This window comes from Serpentinimonas sp. SSL01, from assembly GCF_056323735.1.
Map to the genome: position 1 here is coordinate 2,429,778 of NZ_CM150487.1, position 24,166 is coordinate 2,453,943.

A 24,166-nucleotide genomic window follows, 5' to 3' on the forward strand; every position below is an offset into this window, starting at 1 on the left:
AGTCGGCCGTCGCGGTGCTCGACGACGATCGTCATTGCATCGATCATGGCAGCGAGATTCCCCGGATGCGCTGGTACAGGTCGACGGCAAAAGTGTCGGTCATGCCAGACACAAAGTCGGTCGCGAGCAGGGTTCTTTCATAGACACTCAGCCGCTCGAGGCCTGCCTCGCGCTTGGGCATCAGACTGAGCAAGGTGCACGCACGAACCTTGCCGGTCTCAGACTTTGTCGCCTCCGCGTTGATGGCGCCCACAAAGGCTTCCAGTAAGCCGGCAATGACCTCGAAGCCGCATGCCTCAATCTCTACCACGGGTCGGGCGCTGTAGATCTTCTCTCTGGCGAGCGTCTTGAACGCCTTGAACTCTAGACTCCGCTCCACCTTCGCGGTCAGTTCCTCGTCAAACGACCCGCCCATGAGCCCGTCGTAGTTCTCGGCGAACGCTTTCACCGCCGCTTGGATCATGGCGTCGACTGTTACAGCCCGGAAGTACTCCACTCGGCGCCCTCGGTCATCAATTTCGCTCCCTCGCTTCCAGCGCTCATCCGTGAGCAAAGGCTTGTGAAGGTTGGCAATCTCTTCGAACGAGATGCAGCCCGCCTTGTAGCCATCCTCGACGTCCATCACGTGGTAGCAAATGTCGTCGGCTGCCTCGACCAGGAATGCAAGCGGGTGTCGGTGCCAAGCTGTTGCGGTGCCCGGCTTTCGAGTCAGGCCTAGTTCATCGGCGAGCTCCTGGAAGAGTGGTGCCTCGCTTTGCATGAAGCCGAACTTCTTCCCGCTGATGCCGCTCCTTGGCGTCTCATCCACCTCTGACGCCCGTGGGTACTTGGTGAACGTGCCGAGTACAGCAGAGGTGAGCTGCAGGCCGCCGCGCTGGGGGCCTGCTGCAGCGTGCACAGGGTCCGAAAGCCCTGCGCGTTGCCTTCGAACATCAACAAGTCCATGCGCTCGGCGCCGCTGAGCCCGTCGATGGCACCGCTGGATTCGAACCACTCTTGGATGGCCGACTCACCCGCATGCCCGAATGGTGGGTTGCCAATGTCATGCGCTAGGCAGGCCGTGGCCACGATGGTTCCAATGTCGTGAGGCTGTGCGACTGACCTGAACTCGGGCTGCTTCTGGGCAATCACCTCGGCGGCCAGCATGCCAAGCGAGCGGCCCACGCTGGCAACCTCAAGGCTGTGGGTCAGATGCGTCCGGACATAGTCACTCTTCGCGAGCGGAAAGACTTGGGTCTTGTCCTGCAGGCGTCGGAAGGCCGAGCTGAAGATGATGCGGTCGTAGTCCCGAGTGAACTCGGTTCTCGGCGGTGGCGCATCGACAGGTCCGGCGGTTCGTCCCAGCCGCTTCATCGACAGAAGTTTGTTCCAGTCCATGGGCACTCCCTGTGGTCAGTGGTTGTTCTGCTGGTCCCACGCTTGCAGCACCAGCCGCCGCGTACGGTACTCGGCGTGGGCGCGCAGCTCGCCTTCTTTGAGCACACGGAAGGTTTCGCTCGGGTAGTCGGCGCCCAGCACGTCTCTGGGGTCGAGGATATAGCGCAGCTCGTCGCGGCTGAGGCCGTAGAGGCGGGCGAAGTAGGCGTCGAGCTCGGCGCGCAGCACGGCGCGGCGCTCGCGGTTCCAGGTGTAGGGGCGGCCTTGGTCGGCTGCCGGGCGCGGGTCGTAGGCGGCGAGGCTCTGGCCCCAAGCTTGCAGGTCGTGCGCGGTGTAGGTGAGTTCGAGCACGCGGGGGACCATGAAGCGAGGTCGGCGGCGGTGTAGCAGTCGGGAGGCAAACAGCAAAAAACTGCCTAAAATGGAATATCGTCCTCCATGCCGTCAAAGTCGGTCGAAACGACGGGGGGTTTGGCGACAACGCGCGGGGCGGCGCCAGCGTCGTCTGAGGTGGGGGTGCCCCTGCCTTCGCGGCCGCCCAGCAGCTGCAGCTCGGAGGCCACGATGTCGACCGTGTTGCGCTCGACGCCGGACTGGTCGGTGTACTTGCCGTATTTCAGGCGGCCTTCGACGTAGATCGGGCGGCCTTTTTTCACGTACTCGCCAGCGATTTCGGCCAGCCGCTCGTAGAAGGTGATGCGGTGCCACTGGGTGTCTTCGACCATTTCGCCGCTGGTGCGGTCTTTGCGCCGGCTGGTGGTGGCCAGTGTGACGTTGGCCACTGCTTGGCCCGAAGGCAGGTAGCGGATCTCGGCGTCGCGGCCGCAGTTGCCGACCAGTATGACTTTGTTGACGGATGCCATGGCGCGGGTGCTCCTCTCTGAGGGTGGGTGATGATGGGTGGGATGCGAAGGATTGTGCAGCATTTCAAGCCCGGTTCTGAGGCCTGATTCGCAGCCCAAGCTGCAGCTGCAGGCCAAAGCGATCGCCGCCGACGACCCGGCTGCGAGCATTGGTTTGGCGCTTGCCTACAATGGCCAGCGCGCAACCCTTGTTTCCCGATCGGCCCAGTGCTTTGACCACGCCCCCTTTGCCCCTCAACCCCGAGCCCACCGTGCTGGTGGTCGATGACGAACTGCGTTCGCAAGAAGCGATCCGGCGCACCCTGGAGGAAGACTTTCGCGTGCTCACCGCAGGCAGCGCCGAACAGGCCAGCGCCTTGCTCGAGCGCGAGCCGGTGGCGGTGCTGCTGTGCGACCAGCGCATGCCCGGCACCAGCGGCGTGGCTTTTCTCAGGCAGGTGCGCCAGCGCTGGCCCGAGGTGGTGCGCATCATCGTTTCGGGCTACTCCGAGAGCGCCGACATCGTGGCCGGCATCAACGAAGCCGGCATCTACCAGTACATCCTAAAACCCTGGGCGCCCGAGCACCTGCTCGACTCGGTGCGCAACGCGGTGGAGGCGCAAGCCCTGCAGCGCCAGACCGCGCGTCTGGATCTGGAGCTGCGCACCAGCACCCCGGCGCTGCGCCAGCGCGTGAGCCAGCGCCAGCAGCAGGTGCAGCAGGTGTACGGCTTCGAGCGCATCGTGCGTGCAGCGGGCAGCCCGCTCGACGGCGTCTGTGCGCTGGCGGCAAAGGTGGCGCGCTACGATTTGCCGGTGCTGGTGCTGGGCGAATCGGGCACCGGCAAGGAGCTGCTGGCGCGCGCCATCCACTACGCCTCGCCGCGCGCGAGCGGCCCGTTCGTGGTCGAAAACTGCGCCGCCATCACCGACACGCTGCTCGAGTCCGAGCTCTTTGGCCACAAGCGCGGGGCCTTCACCGGCGCTTACGAAGACCACGTCGGGCTGTTTCAGCGTGCCCACGGCGGTACCGTGCTGCTCGACGAGATCGGCGAGACCTCGGCCGCGTTTCAGGTCAAGCTGCTGCGCGTGCTGCAAGAGGGCGAGGTGCGGCCGGTGGGTGCGGCGCGGCCGCTGCCGGTCGATGTGCGCGTGCTGGCCGCCACGCACCGCGATCTTGAGCAGCGCGTGCGCGACGGGCTGTTTCGCGAAGACTTGTACTACCGCCTGGCCGCGGTCACGCTCACCATGCCGCCGCTGCGCGAGCGCGTGGCCGACATCGGGCCGATCGCGCAGCAGCTGCTGCACCAAGTGGCCGCCGAGCTGCGCCGCCCGGCGCCCGAACTGCCCGATGGCACCCTGGCCTGCCTGTTGGCCTACCCGTGGCCGGGCAACATCCGCGAGCTGCGCAACGAGATCGCGCGCGCGCTGGCGCTGCACGACGGCGCGCGGCTGCCCCCCGAGGTGTTCTCGCCGCGCGTGCTGCAAGGGCACGGCACCGGCAGCGCCGCGGCCCAGCTGGCGGCGCTGGTGCCCAGCAGCGGCACCTTGGCGCAGCGGCTCGAAGTGATCGAGGCCATGCTGCTGCGCGAAACGCTGCTGCGCCAGCGCTGGAACAAAACCCGTGCGGCCCAAGAGCTGGGCCTGTCGCGCGTGGGCCTGCGCAGCAAAATCCAGCGCTTTGGGCTGGAGCCCGGCGCATGAACCTGCTCTGGTTGCAAGCCGGGGGCTGTGGCGGCTGCAGCATGTCGCTGCTGTGCGCCGACACCCCCGACTGGCACGGCCAGTTGCGCGCCGCCGACATCGAGCTGCTCTGGCACCCCTCGCTCTCGCTGGCCAGCGGCGCCGAGGTGCTGGAGCTGCTGCAGCGCTGCGCCGATGGCCGCCAGCCGCTCGACGCGCTGTGCATCGAAGGCGCGCTGCTGCGCGGCCCGCACGGCACGGGGCGCTTCCATGTGCTGGCGGGCACCGGGGTGCCGATGATCGATTGGGTGCGCCGTCTGGCCGCCCGGGCGCGGCACGTGCTGGCGGTGGGCAGTTGCGCCGCGTGGGGCGGGGTCACTGCGGCGGGCGAGAACCCGACCGACGCCTGCGGCCTGCAGTACGAGGACGAGCGCCCCGGTGGCCTGCTGGGAGCCGAATTTCGCAGCGCCAGCGGCCTGCCGGTGATCAACATCGCCGGCTGCCCGACGCACCCGAATTGGGTGCTCGACACGCTGGCGGCGCTGGCGGCCGACGGCCTGAGCGCCGCCGACCACGACGCGCTGGCGCGGCCGCGCTTCTACGCCGACCAGCTGGTGCACCATGGCTGCACGCGCAACGAGTACTACGAGTTCAAGGCCAGCGCCGTCAAGCCTTCCGATCTGGGTTGCCTGATGGAGCACATGGGCTGCAAGGGCACCCAGGTGCACGCCGACTGCAACATCCGGCTCTGGAACGGCGAGGGCAGCTGCACCCGCGGCGGCTACGCCTGCATCGCTTGCACCGAGCCGGGTTTCCAGGAGCCGGGCCACGCCTTTGCCCAGACGCCCAAGGTGGCGGGCATCCCGATCGGGCTGCCGACCGACATGCCCAAGGCCTGGTTCATCGCGCTGGCCGCGTTGTCCAAGAGCGCCACGCCCAAGCGCGTGCGCGACAACGCCGAAGCCGACCACCTGCTGCAAAAACCCGCCCTGCGGCGCACGCGGCTCAAATGAACGCACCATGAACGCACGCCCATGAGCCGCCTGATCGTTGGGCCCTTCAACCGCGTCGAGGGCGACCTCGAGGTCACGCTCGACGTGGCCGACGGCGCGGTGCGTGCGGCGCACGTGAACGCGCCCATGTACCGCGGCTTCGAGCAGATTTTGCACGGCAAGCTGGCGCACGATGCGCTGGTGTTCGTGCCCCGCATCTGCGGCATCTGCTCGGTGTCGCAGTCGGTGGCTGGGGCGCGTGCCTTGGCCGATCTGGCCGGGGTGCGGCCGCCGCCCAACGGCCAGCACGCCATCAACCTGATGCTGGCGACCGAAAACCTGGCCGACCACCTGACGCATTTTTACGCCTTCTTTATGCCCGACTTCTGCCGGCCGGTGTACGCCGACCGGCCTTGGCACGGTGAAGCCCGGCGCCGCTACTTGCCCGAACACGGGGTGCAGACCCGCCAGGCGCTGGCGGCGCGCCAGCGCGCCTTCACCCTGCTGGGCACCCTGGGCGGCAAGTGGCCGCACACGCAATCGATCGAGCCCGGCGGCAGCACGCGCGCCATCGACGCCGCCGAGCGGGTGCGGCTGCGGGCCAAATTGCGCGAATGGCGCGCCTTTTTGGAGCAGCAGCTGTTTGCCGATACGCTGGAGCGCGTCAACGACCTCGACAGCCTAGCCGCGCTGTGGCGCTGGCACGCCGCGCAGCCCGAGGCCGGCGATTTGCGTTTTTTCCTCATGCTGGCGCGTGACACCGGGCTGGCCGGCTTGGGGGCGGGCCCGGGGCGCTGCCTGAGCTACGGCACCTACCCGCAGCCCGACGGCACGCTGACGCTGCCGGCCGGGGTCTGGCAGCAGCAGCCCGGTGGCGCGCAGGTGCTGGCGCTGCAGCCCGAGGCCATCAGCGAAGACGCCAGCCGCAGCTGGCTCGAGTCGGGCCCGGCGGGCGCTGAGGGCGCTGCGGTGGCGCTGCACCCCTGGAGCGGCCTGACCCGCCCGGCCCCCGACAAAGCCGATGCCTACACCTGGAACAAGGCGCCGCGCTGGGCCGGCCAGGTGGTGGAGACGGGGGCGCTGGCGCGACAGCTGGTGGCCGGGCAGCCGCTGGTGTGCGAGGCGGTGGCGCTGCATGGGTGCAGCGTGCTGACGCGGGTGCTGGCGCGCGCCCTCGAGCTTGCGCAAGTCTTGCCGCTGATGGAGCGCTGGCTGCAAGCCATACAGCCCGGCGAGGCCTTCTGCGTGCCGGCGCCGCTGCCCGAGGCTGGGCGCGGCATGGGCCTGACCGAGGCCGCGCGCGGCAGCTTGGGGCATTGGGTGGTGGTGCAGCAGGGCCGCATTGCCAACTACCAGATCGTGGCCCCCACGAGCTGGAACTTTGCCCCGCGCGACGCCGCCGGTGTGCCGGGCGCGCTCGAACAGGCGCTGGTGGGGGCGCCGGTGCGCGCCGGCGAAGACACGCCGGTGGCGGTGCAGCACGTGGTGCGCTCCTTTGACCCCTGCATGGTCTGCACGGTACACTGAAAAGCCGCAGCCCACAAGGCGACACCCAGCACCCTTCCCATTCAGCCTCTCCAGCCTTCAGAGCCCCGCATGGCAGCGCGCCCACCCTTGCCCGCCCGGGCTGTGCCCGAGCCCGCCAGCAGCCTCGAGCGCCTCGGTGCGCTCGAGGGCGTGGACGAATCCGCCTGGCTGGATGTGATCCAGAAAATGGAGCAGGTCTATACCCAGTTGATCGACGACGAGGTCAAGCTGGAGCAAAAAAACGCCGAACTGGAGTTGCAGCAGCAGTTCATCGCCAGCGTGATGGCCTCGATGTCTGACGTGCTGGTGGTGTGCGACCGCAGCGGCCGCATCGAACAGGTCAACCGCGCCTTGTGCGAGCTGGTGGGGCGCAGCGAAGCCGAGCTGGTGGGCCAGCCGGTGGCGCGCTTGCTGGCCGATGCAGGCAGCCAAGAGCGGGCGCAGCGGGCGATGCAAGGCAGCACCCAGCAGGGGGTGGAGATCGAGCTCAACCTGCTCGACCGCCATGGGCAGCCGCTATCGGTCGATGCCAGTTGCACCCCGCGCTTCGGCGGTGCGCGGCGCCGTTTGGGCACGGTGTGGGTGGGGCGCCCCACGGGCGAGCTCAAGCGCGCCTACCAAGAGCTGCAAGCGGCGCACGCGGCGCTCAAAAGCGCGCAGCAGCAGCTGCTGCACTCCGAAAAAATGGCCTCGCTCGGGCAGCTGGTGGCCGGGGTGGCGCACGAGCTCAACAACCCCATCAGTTTCGTGCTCGGCAACACCCACGCGCTGCAAAAATACTGCAACCGCTTGCAAAGCTACTTGAGCGCGGTGCACCAGCAGCGGCCCAATGCCGATCTGGCCGATCTGGCCGACCTAGCCGAGCTGAGTGCGCTGCGCCAGCGCCTGCGCATCGACCGCTTGCTCGACGACCTGCCCGAACTGATCGCCGGCACGCTCGAGGGCGCGCAGCGCACCGCCGACATCGTGCAGGGGCTCAAGCGCTTTTCGGCCATGGACCCGCAGGAGCACCAGCCGCTGGAGCTGGCGGCGGTGATCGAGCTGGCGATCGCCTGGGTGCAAAAGGGGCAGGCGGAGCCGGTGCAGCTGCGCTGGCAGCGCCCGGCCACGGCGCTGCCGGTGCGTGGCAGCGCGGGCCAGTTGCAGCAGGTGCTGATGAACCTGCTGCAAAACGCCTGCTACGCCGTGGCCACCCAGCCCCCCGAGCGCCGCTGGGTAGAGATCCGCGCGACCGCCGACGCCAGCTGGGTGCGGGTGTGCGTGCTCGACGCCGGGGCGGGCATTGCGCCCGAGCACCTGCCGCGCATTTTCGACCCTTTTTACACCACCAAACCGGTTGGGCAGGGCACGGGCCTGGGGCTGTCGATCAGTTACGGCATCGTGGAGGAACACGGCGGCCAGCTGCGCGCGCGCAACAGCGCCCACGCCGGGGCCGAGTTCGAGCTCAGCCTGCCACGGGCTTGCGCACCTTGAAGCGCAGCGCGCTCACCGGCTGCCCGCTGGCCTGCAAGGCCTGCAGCAAGGCCGGGGCGAGCTGACGCAGCTTGCTGCCCACGGCGGGGTTGTGGACCAGCAGGCACCAGACGCCGTCGTCGAGCGGGCCGGCGCTCACCTGATCGCGCAGCGGCGGCGGCAGCAGCGGCAGCACCAAGCGCAGCAGCTGCTGCGACTGCGCCACGCGCTGCGTGATGGCCGACAACACGCTGGAGGCGCGCACGGCTTGTTCGAGCGGAATCATGGAGCCTGAGTATCGCTGTTTTATCGCTGTTTTGGAGCCTCAAGGCGGGCACGACCGATTGCCTCGCCAGCCGCTCAGTCCAGCCAGCGCCCTAGGTAGGCCGCCAGCAGCTCTTGCACCGCGCTGGCCTTGATCACCAGCCCGAGGTCGATCATCTCGCTGCCCAGCACCGTGCCGCCGACGCTGGCCGGTACCGGCACCGGCACCAGGCGGCTGGCTTCTTCGCGAAAAAACACCGCCGCCACCACGCCGGCAAACCAAGGCGCGCTCTGGCTGGTGTCGTCGGGCGCGCCGTCGCTGCGGCGGCGGCGCACGAACACCGGCGAGCCGCTGGAGCCCGGATAGACGGCGGCGTCGATCAGAAATTCGGCCCGGCCCTCGAAGTCCAGCGCCAGCGCCGTGGCGGTGCTGCCGCGGCGCAGAATCGGCAGCGCGTTGACCTGATCCCAGACGCCGCTCGGGTAGCCGACAAACAGCACATCCTCGAGCGCATCGAAAGCGGCGCTGTCCGCCGCGTTGGGCATGGTGCGGCTGTCGATAGGCTGCACGTACAGCTCCACGCCTTGGGCCTGCGCGGCCTCGAGCAAGGGCCGCAGCGGCACCAGCGCCAGATCGACCTCGGGCTGCGGGTGGCAAAACCAGGCCTGTGGGAAGTCTTCGATGTCGATCTGAAAGCGCTGCCCGATCAGCGGCTGGCCATTGTGGGCGCGCGTGAACACCAGCGCGCCGCGCTGCACGCCCTCGACCAGGTGCCGATTCGTGACCACGAAGCGGCTGCGGCCGCGCGCGTGCGCGTGCTCGATCACAAAGGCGGTGCCCGAGCCCAAGCTGCCGTCGGCGAGCACGGTATCGACGCGCACGGTGTGGAACAGCAGGCGTTTGGCGGCGGTGTCGACGTGCATGATTTTAGTCCTCGCCTAGGGGGGCGGCGTTCAGGTTGATGGCGGCGATGGCGCGCTCGGCCGCCTCCAGCGCCTGCTGCGCCGCTGCGGCGCTCAGGCCCAGCGTGGCGCGGTACAGCGCCGCGCTGTCGAGGTAGCGTTCGGCGCGCAACTGGCCGCTGGCGTCGGGCAGGTGGATGCGGATCGCGTCGCAATCGGTATCGACCCCCAGCAGAAGCACCTGCGGTGCCGCGCCGTGGCCATAGGTGTTGTCCACCGCCACTTGCAGCGCGTGCAGGCGCTCGATCGCCGCAGCCACAGCGGCGGCGTCGTGGCCGCCGTGGGCGGCGCAACCTTGGTCACAGGGGGCCGAGCTGCTGTAGTGGTAGGCCGCGACTTTGAGGTAGTCGAGCCGGTCGCCGCCTTCGATGGCCCCGGTGAGGCGCTCGAGCTCGCGCTGGGTCCAGTCGGCCACGTCGTGCTCGACGTCAAACAGCGCGCCGGCGTAGGCCTTGACCCAGACGAAAGGCGCGGGCGCGGTGCGCAGCACAAAGGGCAGCAGGCCCTGCAAGCGGCCGTCGGCGCAGGGGCTGATGTCGATGGTGTGAAAACCCAAGGCGTGCCAGTGCACGCTCTGCAGCGTCATGCGCGGCTGCCAGCAGGCTTGGTCGATGCCGGCGTGATCCACCGAAGCGGCAATGGTCGCAAACAGGCAGTGTGCGTACATTGCCGACATATCGACACCCTGCACCCAGGCGCTGGCCAGCCAGTCGGCGGGCAACTCAAAGCCCAGCCGCTCGAGCGCCAGCGCTTGCGCCTGCTGCGCAAAGTCGCGCTCGTGCTGCAGATTGGAGAGTGTGCGCAACACATCGGTGACGGCAGCAAAGCGGCCGCGCAGCGTCAGCTCGTAGTGGCGCAGGCAGTCGTTGAGCGCCGCATCCACCAGCGCATGTTGTGGGCGCTCTGGGACCAGCGGCGCACCAGCCGACCGGGTGCGCGCCGACGTTCCTGCCCGTGCGCTGGGCGCAGGGTGGCTGCTGGCGCGTGCGCTCAGGGCCAGACGGCGTTGCAGGGTGTTCATGGTTGGCGCTTCAAGGTCAAACGAGGTGGACTAGGCGGTAGTAGCGCTCAGCCGCGCGCGCCGCCCGATACCGTGACCGTGGCGCCGCGCCCGGTGCTGCCCGAGGAGCCGGTGACTGGGCTGGGCGGAATTTCGGGGCGCACTTGTTCGCGCACCTGCTCGCGCGCTGCCCGTGCATCCATGCCCACGCCGCGCGGCTGGCCGCGCAGCGTCGGGTTGCGTCCTTGGGACCAAGCGCCTTCGGTGCCCGAGACGCGGCTGTTGCCGCTCCAGGCGTCGCCGGTGACGCGGCTGCCCTGCTGGCGCCCGTCGCCCGAGATCTGGCTGGAGGCCGTTGCAGGCGGTGTGGCCGGGGCGGCGGGTGCGGTCGGCGCGGCTGGCGTGCGATCGCTGGCAAGCAGGCGCCCAGTGGCACGGGGGCTGGAGCCGTGGCGGAACTCGGGCGTGCCGGTGATCATGCCTTGGGCCTTGAAGCCGGGGCCGGTGATGCGCTCGCTGGCGCCGCCGCTGCCGCTGGCCACGCCGGTGACCGAGCGCTCGCGCTCGGGGGCGCGCTGGCGCGCTGGCGGCACGATGCTAAAGCCCTGCGGTGCTGCCGGCACCTGCTCTAGGGCCAGCTCGGGGTGGCGCGTGAGCCAGGCGCCGTCGATGCGGCACGAGGCGTGCTGGTTGTCGGGCCCGATGTAGGCCGTGCCAGTCACCGGCTCGCAGGCGCCGCGTTCGTCGCCCGTGACACCGCCGCCGCCCACGCCGGGCCGGTCGCCGGTGAGCGATTGCGGCCGCCAGCTGGCTGGCTGCACTTGCGTTTTGGCGCTGCTGGAGCGGGCGTACTGGGTGCCGGTGATCGGGCGCTGCGCGCCGGCTTCACCACCGGTGACGCTGCCACCGCTGTGCAGCGTGACGCCGGTCACGGTCTGCTGGCCACGGCTGGACATCACGCTGACCTTGTGCGGGCCGCCCCGCAGCCCCTCGTCTTGGCACAGTTGCAGCGTTTCGGCGGCCAGGTACTGCGTGCCGGTGATGCCGCGGCAGGCGCCGGTCTGGTTGCCGGTGACCAGCGGTTTGGGATCGACTGCGGTGCCGCTCACGGTCTGCTGTTGCACCGCGGTGAGCGACTGCCCGACTTTGGGCGGCCGTGGCTGCGGCCGCGCTTCGCACCAGGCTTCAAACTGCTCTTGGCCGATGTATTCGGTGCCGGTGACGTTGCGGCAGGTGCCGGGTTCTTGGCCGGTGACCTTGCCGCTGCGCTCGACTTGGGTGCCGGTGACTTCTTGCCCGCTCAGGGTGTGGCCGGCTTCGACCTTTTGCAGCGCCGGCCGGGTGCGCCCGCTGGGGCGCACGGCGGCTGCATGGCTGTTGGCTTCGGTGCGTCCGGTGAGCGAGGCCACCAGCCGTTTTTGCATCGCCAACTGGCGACCGGTGGCGCCTTGCTCGAGCGCGGTCTGCCAATCGGCGCGATCCGGCATCGAGGCAGCGATGCGGGTGGCGTTGGCCACGCGCTGGATGCCGGGTTTGCCCACCGCCGCCAACGCTTGGCGCCGGGCCCGGGCCAAGGTGCGACCCGTGGGGGCGGCGTAGGGGTTGCGCTGCGGGGACGGGGCGGCGCTGTGGGCTTCGGTGCTGCAACCGCAACCGCCCGCGGCGCCGGTGCAAGCGCATTCGCTGGCTGCATCGCCGCGTGGCTGTTCAATCTGCGGGCTCGGGCTCACATGGGCAGCGGCCAGCACGACCCCACCCAAACCCATGCGGTTGCCGGATTGAACCTGAGCCAACAGCGACTGCGCGCTGGCGCGGCTCGCGGTCTTGCCCGCCGTGGCCATGGCTTGGCGGCGCAGGCGCGCCAGTTCGCGCCCGGAAAGCGTCACGTCGCCGTATTTGACAGTGCTAGGCCCCATGGCACACCCCTCGATACTTTCTGGCGCGCAGCAAAACCGCGCCGCCCTTGCGATGCTTGTGGATACAAAAAAGTGGGCGCAACAGCGGCTGCCGCGCGCCCGCCGGTGTCAGCGGTAGACCACGAAGGCCAGGCCCTGGCTCTGCGAGTAGTTGTCGTAGGCCACGAAGCGCACCACGTGGTTTGGAAACTCGCGGTGGCAGGCTTCGACCTCGGTCAGCACCGCATCCACGCTTTGTTCGCCAAACAGCGGCAGCTTCCACATGTACCAAAAGCTGCTGGTGGCGGCGGTGCCGCGCTCGGTGTGCTCGACCGCTGGGTTCCAGCCTTGGGCAATGGCGTAGGCGATCTGGCGCCGCACCTGCTCGGGGTTCATCGGCGGCAGGTAGGAAAAGGTCTCGTAGCGCTGGGTTTGTTGGTAGGCTTGTACGGCCATGATGGGCTCCTGTCAATGCTCGATGGGGTTGCTGGAAGGTGTGGATGCGGGCATCACTTGTGGGTCACGTCGAGCTTGTCGACGGTGTCGAACTCGAACTTGATCTCTTTCCAGGTTTCCATCGCGATCTTCAGCTCGGGGCTGTGGGCGGCGGCGGCGGTGAGGATTTCTTTGCCCTCTTTTTCCAGTTGCCGGCCTTCGTTGCGCGCTTGCACGCAGGCCTCGAGCGCCACCCGGTTGGCGTGGGCGCCGGCGGCGTTGCCCCAAGGGTGGCCGAGCGTGCCGCCACCGAACTGCAGCACCGAATCGTCGCCAAAAATGCTCACCAGCGCCGGCATGTGCCAGACGTGGATGCCGCCCGAGGCGACTGCGAACACACCCGGCATCGAGCCCCAGTCTTGGTCAAAGAAGATGCCGCGGGCGCGGTTTTCGGGCACAAACGATTCGCGCAGCAGATCGATCCAGCCCAGCGTGGCCTCGCGGTCGCCCTCGAGCTTGCCGACCACGGTGCCGGTGTGCAGGTGGTCGCCGCCCGAGAGGCGCAAAATCTTGGTCAGCACGCGAAAGTGGATGCCGTGGTGCGGGTTGCGGTCGATCACGGCGTGCATGGCGCGGTGAATGTGCAGCAGCATGCCGTTTTCGCGGCACCAGTTGGCCAAGCCGGTGTTGGCGCAAAAGCCGGCCGTGATGTAGTCGTGCATGATGATCGGCGCACCGATCTCTTTGGCGTACTCGGCGCGCTTGTACATTTCCTCGGGCGTCGGTGCCGTGACGTTGAGGTAGTGGCCCTTGCGCTCGCCGGTCTCGGTCTCGGCTTTGAGCGTGGCTTCTTGCACAAAGTCAAAGCGCTGGCGCCAGCGCATGAACGGTTGGCTGTTGACGTTTTCGTCGTCCTTGGTGAAATCGAGCCCGCCGCACAGGCACTCATAGACGGCGCGGCCGTAGTTCTTGGCGCTCAAGCCGAGTTTGGGCTTGATGGTGCAACCCAGCATCGGGCGCCCGTACTTGTTCAAGATGTCGCGCTCGACCTGAATGCCGTGCGGTGGCCCGCCGCAGGTTTTCACGTAGGCGATCGGGAAGCGCACGTCTTCGAGGCGCAGCGCACGCACGGCCTTGAAGCCGAACACGTTGCCCACCAGCGAGGTGAAGACGTTGACCACCGAGCCCTCTTCAAACAGGTCGATCGGGTAGGCGATGAAGGCGTAGAAGCAGCTGTCGTCGCCGGGCACGTCTTCGATGCGGTAGGCGCGGCCCTTGTAGTAGTCGAGGTCGGTGAGCAAGTCAGTCCAGACCGTGGTCCAGGTGCCGGTGGACGATTCGGCTGCCACCGCCGCTGCGGCCTCTTCGCGATCCACCCCCGCCTGTGCGGTGATTTTGAACACCGCCAGCAGGTCGGTGTCGAGCGGGATGTAATCGGGCATCCAATAGGTTTGACGGTATTCTTTGACACCGGCACTGTAAGACTTGACAGCCATGCTTGCTCCTGTTTGTAGAAGGGTGGAACCAAGTACCTGCACCCTTGCTGTGTTGTTGGGTGCCGATCCAATGTGGTGCATTGTTGGCCCCTTTTTTGTTTGATACAAGTAAATTGTTTAGACTGTCATGTTTTATTGAGGTAAACTCACGGCCATGAATCTGCGTCACCTCACCCTGCACCAGCTGCGCATCTTTCACGCCGTGGCGCGCCACGCCAGCTTCGCCCGCGCCGCCGAGGCGCTGCACCTGTCGCCGCCCACGCTGTCGCTGCAAGTCAAGCAGCTGTCCGAGACCGTCGGGCAGCCCTTGTTCGAGCAGATCGGCAAAAAGATTTTTCTCACCGCCAGCGGGCGCACGCTGGCCGATGCCTGCCACGACATCGAAACGCGCATGGAGCGCCTGAGCGCCGACCTGTCGGCCCTGCAAGGGGTGGAGCGCGGCAGCATCAAGCTGGCGATCCTGACCACCGTCAAATACACCGTGCCCAAGCTGCTGGGGCGTTTTTGCGCCGTTCATCCTGGTATCGAGGTCAGCATGCAGGTGGGCAACCGCGAGCTGCTGCTGCAGCGCTTGGCGCACAACCTGGACGACCTGACCATCATGGGCCAACCGCCCGAGCAGCTGGCGCTGGTGAGCGAGCCCTTGGCCGACAACCCGCTGGTGCTGGTGGCGCCACCCGATCACCCCTTGGCCGGCCAGCGCCAGATCGACTCGCAGCGCCTGCAGGGCCTGCCCTTTGTGCTGCGCGAACCGGGATCGGGCACGCGCCTGACGAGCGAGCGCTTTTTTGCCAGCCAGGGGATTGCAATCAAACCCCGGCTCGAACTCGCCAGCAACGAGGCCATCAAGCAGACCGTGGCCGGTGGCTTGGGGTTGGCGGTGCTGTCGGCGCACACGGTGGTCGCCGAACTGGCGCTGGGCGAGCTGGTGCAGCTCGACGTGCAGGGTTTCCCGCTGATCCGGCGCTGGTACGTGGTTTATCCGCAGGGCAAGCGCCTGTCGGCGGCGGCGCTGGCCTTCAAAGACTGGCTGTACACCCACCGCAGCCCCGAGAGGGCCGGAGACCACAGCGCTGGCGCCGCCTCAGGCGATGCTTAAGCGGGGCCACAGAAGTATTGAAGGCGCTGGCAGGGCACAAGGGCCAAGCAGGGGCGGCGCCGTCACGGGCCGCACTTCACGATCTGGAATAATGTTTCATCCATCACCGCAGCAGCCCGGAGCCCCCATGACCCCACGCGCCACCAAGATCGTCGCCACCCTCGGGCCGGCTTCCAACACGCCCGAGATATTGCAAGCCATCATCGAGGCCGGCGTGAACGTGGTGCGGCTCAATTTCTCGCACGGCACCGCCGACGAGCACCGCCAGCGCGCAGCCATGGTGCGCGCTGCGGCGCAAAGCGCCGGGCGGGTGGTGGGCATCATGGCCGACCTGCAAGGGCCGAAAATCCGCGTCGGCAAATTTGCCCAAGGGCGCGTGCAGCTGCAAACGGGCCAGCCCTTCGTGCTCGACGCCGCGCGCAGCCTGCCGGGCGACGAAACCGCCGTGGGGCTCGACTACAAGAGCCTGCCCGACGAGGTGCAGGTGGGCGACGTGCTGCTGCTCAATGACGGCCTGATCGTGCTGCAGGTGCTGCGCCTTGAGGGCGCGGCGGTGCACACCGAGGTGCTGCAAGGCGGCGAGCTCTCCAACCACAAGGGCATCAACAAGCGCGGCGGCGGCCTCACCGCCCCGGCGCTCACCGCCAAAGACATGGAAGACCTGAAGGTGGCGATGGCGCTGCAGGTCGATTTTGTGGCCGTGAGCTTCCCCAAAGACGCGGCCGATATGGAGCTGGCGCGCCAGCTGTGCCACTTGGCCAACCCAGACGGCCCGCAGCCGGCCCTGATCGCCAAGATCGAGCGCGCCGAAGCCATCCCGGTGCTCGAGAGCATCGTGCTGGCCAGCGACGGCATCATGGTCGCGCGCGGCGATCTGGCGGTCGAGGTCGGCAACGCAGCCGTGCCGGCGCTGCAAAAGCGCATGATCCGGCTGGCGCACGCGCACGACCGCTTCGTCATCACCGCCACGCAGATGATGGAGAGCATGATCCACGCCCCCATGCCCACGCGCGCCGAAGTCAGCGACGTGGCCAACGCCGTGCTCGACGGCACCGACGCCGTGATGCTCAGCGCCGAAACCGCCGCCGGCAAGTTCCCGCTCGAAACGGTGCGCGAAATGGCCCTGATCTGCGAGGCCGCCGAACGCGCCGACCGGCACGACCTCGAGTCCGACTTCAGCGGCAAAACCTTCACCCGCATCGACCAGTCGATCGCCATGGGCGCGCTCTTCACCGCCTCGCACCTAGGCGCCAAGGCGATCGTGGCGCTGACCGAATCGGGCTCGACCGCGCTCTGGATGAGCCGCCACAAGGTGCACATTCCCATCTACGCACTGACGCCGCGCCTGCGGGCGCAGCGGCGCATGGCGGTCTATCGCAACGTGCACCCGATGCTGGTGGACTCCAGCACCGACCGCGACACCGCGCTGGCCCAGGCCGAGCAGCACCTCAAGGCGCGCGGTATCGTCGCCGCCGGCGACGTCTATGCCATCACCTGCGGCGAACCCATGGGCACCCCGGGCGGCACCAACATGCTCAGAATTTCGCGGGTGGGTTAAAGGGCAGCAACTGTCCGAAGCGCGCCGCCAGAAAACCCTCGCCGCGCTCGAGGATGAAGTAGCGAAAGGCCTCGGCCGCCGGCGAGAGCACTTTCGACAAGGTGTGCACCAGATTCCACGCCCGCACCACCGGCGTGGCCTCCACCTCGAGCCGGGCAATCAGGCCGTGCTGCAGTTCCAACCCGATGGTGTGCAGCGACAAAAAGCTCAAGCCCATGCCGGCCATCACCGCCTGCTTGATGGCCTCGTTGCTCGACATCTCCATCACCACGCGCGGCTGCAAGCGGGTGCTTTGCAAAAACTTCTCCATCGCCGCCCGGGTGCCCGAGCCGCGCTCGCGCACGATGAAGCCATAGGGCTCCAGCGCTTGCGCCGTGGGGTGGCCGATTTTGAGCAAGGGGTGATCGGTCGAGGCCACGAACACCAGCGGGTTGGCGGCAAAGGGTTCGGTGCGCGTGGCCAGTTCTTTGGGCGGCTGGCCCATGATGGCGATGTCCACCTCACCGCCTTGCAGCATGCGCAGCAGCTGGTCGTGGTTGCCCAGCACCAGCCGCGTTTCCACGCCCGCGTGTTCGAGCCGGAACTGGCCGATCAGGTGCGGCAAAAAATACTGCGCCGTGCCCACCATGCCGATCGTCAGCTGCCCAACCTCGACCCGTTTCAGGCGCGCGGCGGCGTCTTGGGCGTCTTTGAGCGTGGCCAAAATCCTGCGCGCATAGACCAGCATGTACTCGCCGGCGGTGGTCAGCGACACCTTGCGGCCGCTGCGCTCGAACAGCGGCAGCCCCACGTTGTCTTCCAACTCCTTGATTTGCATGGTCACGGCAGGCGGCGTGAGGTGCAGGGCTTCGGCGGCGCGGGCAAAACTGAGGTGGCGCGCGACCTCAGTGAAAACCCTGAGTTGGCGAAAGGTGGTGTTTTTCACTCAGCTTATCCTGAATCGGTTGTGAATAAAACGTAAATTTACCTTATCTGGCTTTGAAACTACATTGCGGTTTCCCCCTAAATTTGCACGCCGCTTTCTATGCTCAATGCCCTGATCTTCGACGTCGATGGCACCCTGGCCGACACCGAGAGCGTGCACCTCGCAGCGTTCAACCACGCCTTCGCGCAAGAGGGGCTGGGCTGGCATTGGGACGTGCCGCTCTACACCCAACTGCTCGACGTCTCGGGCGGCAAAGAGCGCCTGCTGCACTACTGGCGCATGGTGCAGCCGGGTCTGAAAGAGGTCGATGGCGGCGCCGTGCGCGACACCGTGGCGCGGCTGCACGAAATCAAAACCGCTTGCTACGAGCAAGCCATCAGCGCCGGCGCGGTGGCGCTGCGCCCGGGCGTGCTCACGCTCATGCAGGCCGCGCTCAACCAGGGCCTGCAGCTGGCGATCGCCACCACCACCTCGCCGGTGAACATCGCGGCGCTGCTGCGCACGGCCATCGGGCCAGACTGGCGCAGCCACTTTCTGGCCATCGGCGACGCCAGCAACGCGCCCCTCAAAAAACCGCACCCGCAGGTCTATCTCAAGGTGCTGGCCGACATGCGCCTCGACCCGGCGCAGTGCGTGGCCTTCGAGGACTCGGCCAATGGCCTGCAGTCGGCCACGGCGGCGGGGCTGGCAACCGTCATCACCCCCAGCAGCTACACCGCGCAGCACGATTTTGGCACCGCGCTGCGCGTGCTGCCCGACTTGAGCCAGCTCGATTTGGGGCAGTTGCGCCAGTGGCTGAGCGAGCGCGAGGCGGCACGGGGCAGCCGACGGCCCGTGATTAAGCCGCCGGGTGCAACCAAGCGCTGATGCGCCCACAGCGCCCAGCCACAGCGGATGCCGCACACCCGCACCGCGCCATTTTCATAAAAAACCAGCGAGACAAACCATGCTCCAGACCAACCGCTCCACGCTGACCCAGTTTCTGATCGAGGAGCGGCGCCGCTTCCCGCAGGCCAGTGGCGACTTCAACGCCCTGATCCTCGACGTGACCTTGGCCTGCAAAGCGATAGCGCGCACCGTGGCCTACGGCGAGCTCGGGGGGCCATGGGTAACTACGCCCCCGAGGACGGCGGCAGCGTCAATGTGCAGGGCGAAACGCAAAAGAAGCTCGACGTGCTGAGCAACGAATTGTTCCTGCAGCGCACCGAGTGGTCGGGCCACTTGGCGGGCATGGCGTCCGAGGAGATGGATTTGCCGCACCAGATCCCGGCGCAGTACCCGCGCGGCCCCTACCTGCTGGTGTTCGACCCGCTCGACGGCTCCAGCAACATCGACGTCAACGTCTCGGTGGGCAGCATCTTTTCAGTGCTGCGCGCGCCCAAAGAGGTGATCAACAGCCGCTTCTGGGAGGCGGCGGTCAAGCGCTACGTCGATGAATGCCTAGCTGGCAAGACGGGCGTGCGCGGCAAAGACTTCAACATGCGCTGGATCGCTTCGATGGTGGCCGAGGCGCACCGCATCCTGATGCGCGGCGGCGTGTTCATGTACCCGCGCGACACCAAAGACCCGCTCAAGCCGGGCCGTCTGCGCCTGCTCTACGAAGCCAACCCGGTCGGGATGCTCATGGAGCAAGCCGGTGGCCGCGCCAGCACCGGGCGCGAACCCATGATGGACGTGGTTCCGACCTCGCTGCACCAGCGCATTGGCTTGGTGTTTGGCAGCAAGAACGAAGTTGAGCGCATCGAGCGCTACCACCGCGAACCCGCGCAGGCCAAAGAGGGCGAGCCGCTGTTCGCTTCGCGCTCGTTGTTCAGAGACTGAAGCCCCGCAGCGGCGCAAGCCGCCCTTAGCCAAATACCCATTAGGAGACCCCGCCATGTCCGAACGCCACCCCATCATCGCCATCACCGGTTCGTCGGGTGCCGGTACCTCGACCGTCACGCGCACCTTTCAGAATATCTTTAGGCGCGAGGGCGTCAAGGCCGCCGTGATCGAGGGCGACAGCTTCCACCGCTTTGAGCGCAAGGCCATGAAGCAGCGCATGGCCGAGGAAGAAGCCAGCGGCAACCGGCACTTCAGCCACTTTGGCGCCGAGGGCAATCTGTTTGAGCAGCTCGAGGCGCTGTTTCGCGATTACGCCGCCAGCGGCCAAGGAAAAGCCGCCTGTACCTGCACAACGAGCTCGAGGCCGCGCCCTACGGATTGGAGTCCGGCACCTTCACCCCGTGGACCGACTTGCCCGCTGGCACCGACTTGCTGTTCTACGAGGGCCTGCACGGCGCCGTCAAGACCGAGAGCGTGGATGTGGCACGCTACCCCGATTTGCTCATCGGCGTGGTGCCGACCATCAACCTCGAGTGGATCCAGAAGCTGATCCGCGACAAAACCCAGCGCGGCTACAGCCAAGAGGCGGTGGTGGACACGATTTTGCGCCGCATGCCCGACTACGTGCACTACATCGTGCCGCAGTTTGGCCTCACGCACGTCAACTTCCAGCGCGTGCCGGTGGTGGACACCTCGAACCCGTTCATCACGCGCGACATCCCCACCGCCGACGAAAGCGTGTGCGTGGTGCGTTTTGCCCAGCCCAAGGGCATCGATTTCCAGTATTTGCTGAGTATGATCAACGGGTCGTGGATGAGCCGCGCCAACACCATCGTGGTGCCCGGGGGCAAGATGGAACTGACGATGCAGCTCATCTTCACGCCCTTCATCTGGCGCATGATGGAGCGCAAAAAACGCGCGCTCGGTCTGGCCTGAAACCGATTCCGACCTCAAACCCTACGCATGAACACCCCCACCCCCGAACTGGCCCGACAGATGGCCAACGCGATCCGCATGTTGGCCGTCGATGCCGTGGAAAAAGCCAAGAGCGGCCACCCCGGCGCCCCGATGGGCATGGCCGAGATCGCCGAAGTGCTCTGGAACCGCCACCTCAAGCACAACCCCACGAACCCGCACTGGCCCGACCGCGACCGCTTCGTGCTCTCCAACGGCCACGGTTCGATGCTGATCTACGCGCTGCTGCACCTGAGCGGCTACGACCTGCCGCTGAGCGAGCTGCAAAACTTTCGCCAACTGCACAGCAAGACCGCCGGGCACCCCGAAGTCGGCATCACCCCGGGGGTGGAGACCACCACCGGCCCGCTGGGGCAGGGCTTGGCCAACGCGGTCGGCATGGCGCTGGCCGAAAAGCTGCTGGCGGCCGAATTCAACCGCCCCGGCCACCGCGTGGTCGATCACCACACCTACGTCTTTTTGGGCGACGGCTGCCTGATGGAGGGCATCAGCCACGAAGTCTGTTCGCTCGCCGGCACGCTGCGCCTGCCCAAGCTGATCGCTTTTTACGACGACAACGGCATCAGCATCGACGGCCACGTCGAGGGCTGGTTCACCGACGACACGCCCAAGCGCTTCGAGGCCTATGGCTGGAACGTGATCGCGCGCGTCGATGGCCACGACCCAGCGGCGGTGGACGCGGCGCTGCGGCAAGCCAAACAGCAATCCGCCGCCGCCGACGGCAAGCCGACCCTGATCTGCTGCCAGACCGTGATCGGCAAGGGCGCGCCCAACAAAGCCGGCACCCACGACGTGCACGGCGCCGCCTTGGGCGCGGCCGAAGTCGCGGCCACCCGCGCCGCGCTGGGCTGGGAGCACGCCCCGTTCGTGGTGCCGGCCGACGTCGCCGCCGCGTGGGATGCGCGCGCCGCCGGCGCCCAAGCCGAGGCCGTATGGCAGCAGCGCTGGCAAGCCTATGGCCGCGAATTTCCGCAACAGGCGGCCGAGTTCGAGCGCCGCATGGCGGGCCAGCTGCCGCCCGACTTTGAAGCCCGCCTGCCGGCGCTGCTGGAGGCCATCGCGGCCAAGCCCGAAGCCATCGCCACGCGCAAAGCGAGCCAAAACGCGCTCGACGCGCTGGCGCCGCTGCTGCCCGAGTTCTTTGGCGGCAGCGCCGACCTCACCGGCTCCAACCTGACCAATTTCAAGGGCTGCGTCAAGGCCGGCCGCGACACCTGGGGCAACCACCTGAGCTACGGCGTGCGCGAGTTCGGCATGGCCGCGATCATGAACGGCATCGCCCTGCACGGCGGCTACCTGCCCTACGGCGGCACCTTCCTCACTTTTAGCGACTACTCGCGCAACGCCATCCGCATGGCGGCGCTGATGAAGCAGCGCGTGATCCACGTCTTCACCCACGACAGCATCGGCTTGGGCGAAGACGGCCCCACGCACCAGTCGATCGAGCACGTGCCGAGCCTGCGCCTGATCCCGAACCTCGACGTCTGGCGCCCGGCCGACGGGCTCGAGACCGCCGTGGCTTGGGCTTGCGCGATCGAGCGCCGCGACGGCCCGGCGGCCCTGTGCCTGTCGCGCCAGAACCTGCCGCGCGTGAGCACGCTGGCGCAGGTCGACGCCATCCGCCAGGGCGGCTACGTGCTGGCAGAAGTGGCCGCTGCGCAGGCGCTGATCGTGGCCACCGGTTCCGAAGTCGAAATCGCCCTGCAGGCCCAGGCCCTGCTGGCCGCCGAGGGCGTGCGCGTGCGCGTGGTCTCGATGCCTTGCACCAACGTGTTCGACCGCCAGCCGCCAGCCTACCAAGACCAGGTGCTGCCGCCGGGGCTGCCGGCGCTGGCGCTGGAGGCGGCGCAGCCCGACTTTTGGCACAAATACGTGGGCCGCAGCGGCAAGGTGCTGGGCATCGCCACCTATGGCGAATCGGCACCGGCCAAAGACCTGTACCGCCACTTCGGCCTCACGCCCGAGCGCGCCGCCGACGCGGTGCGCGCCCTGCTGCGCCGCAGCGCCTGAAACTTTGGCTCGAACTCTTAGAGCCCACCCCCTAGCCAACCCTTACAGCCCAGCCCCCAGCACACCCCTTGCCGCACGACGTGAACACCACCCCCCTTGGCGACCGCCCCCACGACCTGATTCTGTTCGACCTCGACGGCACGCTGATCGAAACCGCACCCGAGATCGCCGACGCCGTCAACGACACCCTGCTGCAATTTGGCCACGCCCCGGCCAGCCAGCAGCAGATCACCGACTGGATCGGCCATGGCACGCGCGAACTGCTGATCCAAGCCCTGGCCCAAGCCACCCACACCACGGCCGAGGCGGTGCGCGGCTCGGCGCAGTTTGCGACCATCGAGGCCGCCTTTGGCGAGCACTATTTGCGCCGTTGCGGCAGCCGCAGCCAGCTCTACCCGCAGGTGCGCGCCACGCTCACGGCGCTGCGCGCTGCCGGCGTGCGGCTGGCGCTGGTGACCAACAAAGAGGCGCGCTACACCCAAGCCGTGCTGGACGCGCACCAGCTCGACGCAGCCTTTGACCGCGTCGTCTGCGGCGACACGCTGGCGGTCAAAAAACCCGATCCGGCCGGCATCGAGTCCTGTTTGCAGCAGTTTGGCGTGGCGCCAGAGCGTGCGCTGTTCGTCGGCGACTCGTCGATCGACGTGGCCACGGCGCGCAACGCCGGCATCGCGGTCTGGGTGCTGCCCTACGGTTACAACATGGGTCAGCCGATCGCCGCCAGCGCGCCCGATCGCGTCATCGTCGATGTGAGCGCCTTGCTGCCCACGGCGTTTTAAAAACCAGAGCGCCGCAGGGCAAGCCTTACAATTTTTGTTTTCAACCCCGGAGACATTCCATCATGAGCATCAAAGTCGGCATCAACGGTTTCGGGCGCATCGGGCGCATGGTTTTCCGTGCCGCCATCGCCGAGTTCAAAGACATCCAAATCGTTGCCATCAACGACTTGCTCGAGCCCGAGTACCTGGCCTACATGCTGCAATACGACAGCGTGCACGGCCGTTTCAAGGGTGAGGTGGCGGTCGAGGGCAAGGACCTGATCGTCAACGGCCAGCGCATCCGCCTGACGGCCGAAAAAGACCCGGCCAACCTCAAATGGGGCGAAGTCGGCGCCGAGGTGGTGATCGAAGCCACCGGCCTGTTCCTGACCCAAGAGGGCGCGCAAAAGCACCTCGACGCTGGGGCCAAAAAGGTCATCATGTCGGCCCCGTCCAAAGACGACACGCCGATGTTCGTCTATGGCGTCAACCACAACAGCTACGCCGGTCAGGCCATCATCAGCAACGCCAGCTGCACCACCAACTGCCTGGCCCCGGTGGCCAAGGTGCTCAACGACAAGTGGGGCATCAAGCGCGGCCTCATGACCACCGTGCACGCCGCCACCGCCACCCAGAAAACCGTCGATTCGCCCAGCAACAAAGACTGGCGCGGCGGCCGCGGCATCCTAGAGAACATCATCCCCAGCAGCACCGGCGCGGCCAAGGCGGTGGGCGTGGTGATTCCGGCGATCAAGGGAAAGCTCACCGGCATGGCGTTTCGCGTGCCCACCAGCGACGTGTCGGTGGTCGATCTCACGGTCGAGCTCAGCAACCCGGCCAGCTACGCCGAGATCTGCGCCGAAATGAAGGCCCAGAGCCAAGGCGCGCTCAAGGGCGTGCTCGGCTACACCGAAGACAAGGTGGTGGCGAGCGACTTCCGCGGCGAGCGCTGCACCAGCGTGTTTGACGCCGATGCCGGCATTGCGCTCGACAGCACCTTCGTCAAGGTGGTGACGTGGTACGACAACGAGTGGGGCTACTCCTGCAAGTGCCTCGACATGGCGCGCGTGGTTGCCCAGGCAGCCAAATAAC

Annotated in this window: 20 protein-coding genes and 3 pseudogenes; 12 read left to right on the top strand and 11 right to left on the bottom strand. The window is 67.4% G+C overall.

The annotated features are described in order from the left end of the window. Positions 1-43 precede the first annotated feature (43 nt). The 4 genes and pseudogenes from dgt (ACVMK0_RS11370) to ACVMK0_RS11385 form a co-directional block, all read right to left on the bottom strand. Positions 44-994: a dGTP triphosphohydrolase gene (dgt, locus tag ACVMK0_RS11370; protein ID WP_476463849.1), complete on the bottom strand. Its 951-nt coding sequence runs from the start codon at positions 992-994 to the stop codon at positions 44-46. Continuing rightward, positions 943-1,377: pseudogene (gene dgt / locus ACVMK0_RS11375) on the bottom strand (dGTP triphosphohydrolase); the annotation flags it as partial. The gene dgt (ACVMK0_RS11370) and the pseudogene dgt (ACVMK0_RS11375), both read right to left, overlap by 52 nt. A 15-nt stretch (positions 1,378-1,392) precedes the next feature. Then, positions 1,393-1,740, bottom strand: a complete 348-nt coding sequence (locus ACVMK0_RS11380) for a hypothetical protein (protein ID WP_250960372.1) — start codon at positions 1,738-1,740, stop codon at positions 1,393-1,395. A gap of 53 nt (positions 1,741-1,793) precedes the next feature. Beyond that, positions 1,794-2,240, bottom strand: a complete 447-nt coding sequence (locus ACVMK0_RS11385) for a single-stranded DNA-binding protein (RefSeq protein ID WP_476463850.1) — start codon at positions 2,238-2,240, stop codon at positions 1,794-1,796. Between the two features lie 251 nt (positions 2,241-2,491). Here ACVMK0_RS11385 and ACVMK0_RS11390 point away from each other — a divergent pair, with 251 nt between their 5' ends. The 4 genes from ACVMK0_RS11390 (at position 2,492) to ACVMK0_RS11405 (ending at position 7,893) form a co-directional block, all read left to right on the top strand. Next, positions 2,492-3,922 (top strand): sigma-54-dependent transcriptional regulator, encoded by a 1,431-nt coding sequence (locus ACVMK0_RS11390; RefSeq protein WP_476464699.1) that lies wholly within the window; start codon positions 2,492-2,494, stop codon positions 3,920-3,922. Beyond that, on the top strand, positions 3,919-4,914 hold the full coding sequence (locus ACVMK0_RS11395) for an NADH-quinone oxidoreductase subunit B family protein (RefSeq protein WP_476463851.1): 996 nt from the start codon (positions 3,919-3,921) through the stop codon (positions 4,912-4,914). The genes ACVMK0_RS11390 and ACVMK0_RS11395 overlap by 4 nt, the downstream gene beginning before the upstream one ends. 21 nt (positions 4,915-4,935) lie before the next feature. After that, positions 4,936-6,420: a nickel-dependent hydrogenase large subunit gene (locus ACVMK0_RS11400; protein WP_476463852.1), complete on the top strand. Its 1,485-nt coding sequence runs from the start codon at positions 4,936-4,938 to the stop codon at positions 6,418-6,420. 69 nt (positions 6,421-6,489) lie between these two features. Next, positions 6,490-7,893 carry a sensor histidine kinase gene (locus ACVMK0_RS11405; protein WP_476463853.1) on the top strand — a complete coding sequence of 468 codons (1,404 nt, stop codon included), beginning with the start codon at positions 6,490-6,492 and terminating at the stop codon, positions 7,891-7,893. Here the strand turns inward: ACVMK0_RS11405 and ACVMK0_RS11410 are convergent. From ACVMK0_RS11410 to ACVMK0_RS11435, 6 genes are all read right to left on the bottom strand, one after another. After that, a complete protein-coding gene (locus ACVMK0_RS11410) occupies positions 7,865-8,158 on the bottom strand; it encodes a DciA family protein (protein WP_052468525.1) in 294 nt (97 codons plus the stop codon). The genes ACVMK0_RS11405 and ACVMK0_RS11410 overlap by 29 nt on opposite strands. Positions 8,159-8,232: 74 nt before the next feature. Then, entirely contained in the window at positions 8,233-9,060 is an 828-nt protein-coding gene (locus ACVMK0_RS11415) for a S1 family peptidase (RefSeq protein ID WP_476463854.1), read from the bottom strand. A gap of 4 nt (positions 9,061-9,064) precedes the next feature. After that, the gene (locus tag ACVMK0_RS11420) at positions 9,065-10,120 is read right to left on the bottom strand and encodes a carboxysome shell carbonic anhydrase (protein ID WP_476463855.1); all 1,056 of its coding nucleotides are present in this window, start codon (positions 10,118-10,120) and stop codon (positions 9,065-9,067) included. A gap of 47 nt (positions 10,121-10,167) precedes the next feature. Next, on the bottom strand, positions 10,168-12,015 hold the full coding sequence (locus ACVMK0_RS11425; protein ID WP_476463856.1) for a CsoS2 family carboxysome shell protein: 1,848 nt from the start codon (positions 12,013-12,015) through the stop codon (positions 10,168-10,170). 108 nt (positions 12,016-12,123) lie between these two features. Continuing rightward, positions 12,124-12,450 (bottom strand): ribulose bisphosphate carboxylase small subunit, encoded by a 327-nt coding sequence (locus ACVMK0_RS11430; protein ID WP_476463857.1) that lies wholly within the window; start codon positions 12,448-12,450, stop codon positions 12,124-12,126. A 53-nt stretch (positions 12,451-12,503) separates the two neighbouring features. Further along, positions 12,504-13,925 carry a form I ribulose bisphosphate carboxylase large subunit gene (locus ACVMK0_RS11435; RefSeq protein ID WP_476463858.1) on the bottom strand — a complete coding sequence of 474 codons (1,422 nt, stop codon included), beginning with the start codon at positions 13,923-13,925 and terminating at the stop codon, positions 12,504-12,506. A 154-nt stretch (positions 13,926-14,079) separates the two neighbouring features. Here ACVMK0_RS11435 and ACVMK0_RS11440 point away from each other — a divergent pair, with 154 nt between their 5' ends. Both ACVMK0_RS11440 and pyk read left to right on the top strand, forming a co-directional pair. After that, a complete protein-coding gene (locus ACVMK0_RS11440) occupies positions 14,080-15,024 on the top strand; it encodes a LysR family transcriptional regulator (protein ID WP_476463859.1) in 945 nt (314 codons plus the stop codon). 127 nt (positions 15,025-15,151) lie between these two features. Continuing rightward, complete coding sequence (gene pyk / locus ACVMK0_RS11445; RefSeq protein ID WP_045537177.1) at positions 15,152-16,582, top strand: pyruvate kinase; 1,431 nt, start codon at positions 15,152-15,154, stop codon at positions 16,580-16,582. Here the strand turns inward: pyk and ACVMK0_RS11450 are convergent. Beyond that, a complete protein-coding gene (locus tag ACVMK0_RS11450) occupies positions 16,560-17,507 on the bottom strand; it encodes a LysR substrate-binding domain-containing protein (protein ID WP_476463860.1) in 948 nt (315 codons plus the stop codon). The genes pyk and ACVMK0_RS11450 overlap by 23 nt on opposite strands. A 99-nt stretch (positions 17,508-17,606) precedes the next feature. On the opposite strand from ACVMK0_RS11450, the gene ACVMK0_RS11455 reads away from it, so the two are divergent. The 6 genes and pseudogenes from ACVMK0_RS11455 to gap all read left to right on the top strand — a co-directional run bounded on the left by ACVMK0_RS11455 (position 17,607) and on the right by gap (position 24,165). Further along, positions 17,607-18,374: an HAD-IA family hydrolase gene (locus ACVMK0_RS11455; RefSeq protein WP_476463861.1), complete on the top strand. Its 768-nt coding sequence runs from the start codon at positions 17,607-17,609 to the stop codon at positions 18,372-18,374. Positions 18,375-18,453: 79 nt separating this feature from the next. Beyond that, positions 18,454-19,328: pseudogene (locus ACVMK0_RS11460) on the top strand (class 1 fructose-bisphosphatase). Positions 19,329-19,383: 55 nt separating this feature from the next. Then, a pseudogene (locus tag ACVMK0_RS11465) lies at positions 19,384-20,267 on the top strand (phosphoribulokinase). Between the two features lie 27 nt (positions 20,268-20,294). Beyond that, complete coding sequence (gene tkt / locus ACVMK0_RS11470; protein ID WP_476463862.1) at positions 20,295-22,316, top strand: transketolase; 2,022 nt, start codon at positions 20,295-20,297, stop codon at positions 22,314-22,316. Between the two features lie 80 nt (positions 22,317-22,396). Continuing rightward, the gene (gph, locus tag ACVMK0_RS11475; RefSeq protein ID WP_476463863.1) at positions 22,397-23,095 is read left to right on the top strand and encodes a phosphoglycolate phosphatase; all 699 of its coding nucleotides are present in this window, start codon (positions 22,397-22,399) and stop codon (positions 23,093-23,095) included. A 62-nt stretch (positions 23,096-23,157) separates the two neighbouring features. Then, a complete protein-coding gene (gene gap, locus ACVMK0_RS11480) occupies positions 23,158-24,165 on the top strand; it encodes a type I glyceraldehyde-3-phosphate dehydrogenase (RefSeq protein ID WP_476463864.1) in 1,008 nt (335 codons plus the stop codon). Position 24,166: the final 1 nt, after the last annotated feature.

Bases quoted from the DNA above. Each gene is read 5' to 3' on its own strand.
- ACVMK0_RS11400 (WP_476463852.1), top strand. From the start codon at position 4,936: ATGAGCCGCCTGATCGTTGGGCCCTTCAACCGCGTCGAGGGCGACCTC.
- ACVMK0_RS11430 (WP_476463857.1), bottom strand. From the start codon at position 12,450: ATGGCCGTACAAGCCTACCAACAAACCCAGCGCTACGAGACCTTTTCC.
- ACVMK0_RS11415 (WP_476463854.1), bottom strand. From the start codon at position 9,060: ATGCACGTCGACACCGCCGCCAAACGCCTGCTGTTCCACACCGTGCGC.
- ACVMK0_RS11410 (WP_052468525.1), bottom strand. From the start codon at position 8,158: ATGATTCCGCTCGAACAAGCCGTGCGCGCCTCCAGCGTGTTGTCGGCC.
- ACVMK0_RS11455 (WP_476463861.1), top strand. From the start codon at position 17,607: ATGCTCAATGCCCTGATCTTCGACGTCGATGGCACCCTGGCCGACACC.
- ACVMK0_RS11385 (WP_476463850.1), bottom strand. From the start codon at position 2,240: ATGGCATCCGTCAACAAAGTCATACTGGTCGGCAACTGCGGCCGCGAC.
- ACVMK0_RS11420 (WP_476463855.1), bottom strand. From the start codon at position 10,120: ATGAACACCCTGCAACGCCGTCTGGCCCTGAGCGCACGCGCCAGCAGC.
- gap (WP_476463864.1), top strand. From the start codon at position 23,158: ATGAGCATCAAAGTCGGCATCAACGGTTTCGGGCGCATCGGGCGCATG.
- pyk (WP_045537177.1), top strand. From the start codon at position 15,152: ATGACCCCACGCGCCACCAAGATCGTCGCCACCCTCGGGCCGGCTTCC.
- tkt (WP_476463862.1), top strand. From the start codon at position 20,295: ATGAACACCCCCACCCCCGAACTGGCCCGACAGATGGCCAACGCGATC.
- ACVMK0_RS11405 (WP_476463853.1), top strand. From the start codon at position 6,490: ATGGCAGCGCGCCCACCCTTGCCCGCCCGGGCTGTGCCCGAGCCCGCC.
- ACVMK0_RS11380 (WP_250960372.1), bottom strand. From the start codon at position 1,740: ATGGTCCCCCGCGTGCTCGAACTCACCTACACCGCGCACGACCTGCAA.
- ACVMK0_RS11425 (WP_476463856.1), bottom strand. From the start codon at position 12,015: ATGGGGCCTAGCACTGTCAAATACGGCGACGTGACGCTTTCCGGGCGC.
- ACVMK0_RS11395 (WP_476463851.1), top strand. From the start codon at position 3,919: ATGAACCTGCTCTGGTTGCAAGCCGGGGGCTGTGGCGGCTGCAGCATG.
- ACVMK0_RS11440 (WP_476463859.1), top strand. From the start codon at position 14,080: ATGAATCTGCGTCACCTCACCCTGCACCAGCTGCGCATCTTTCACGCC.
- ACVMK0_RS11435 (WP_476463858.1), bottom strand. From the start codon at position 13,925: ATGGCTGTCAAGTCTTACAGTGCCGGTGTCAAAGAATACCGTCAAACC.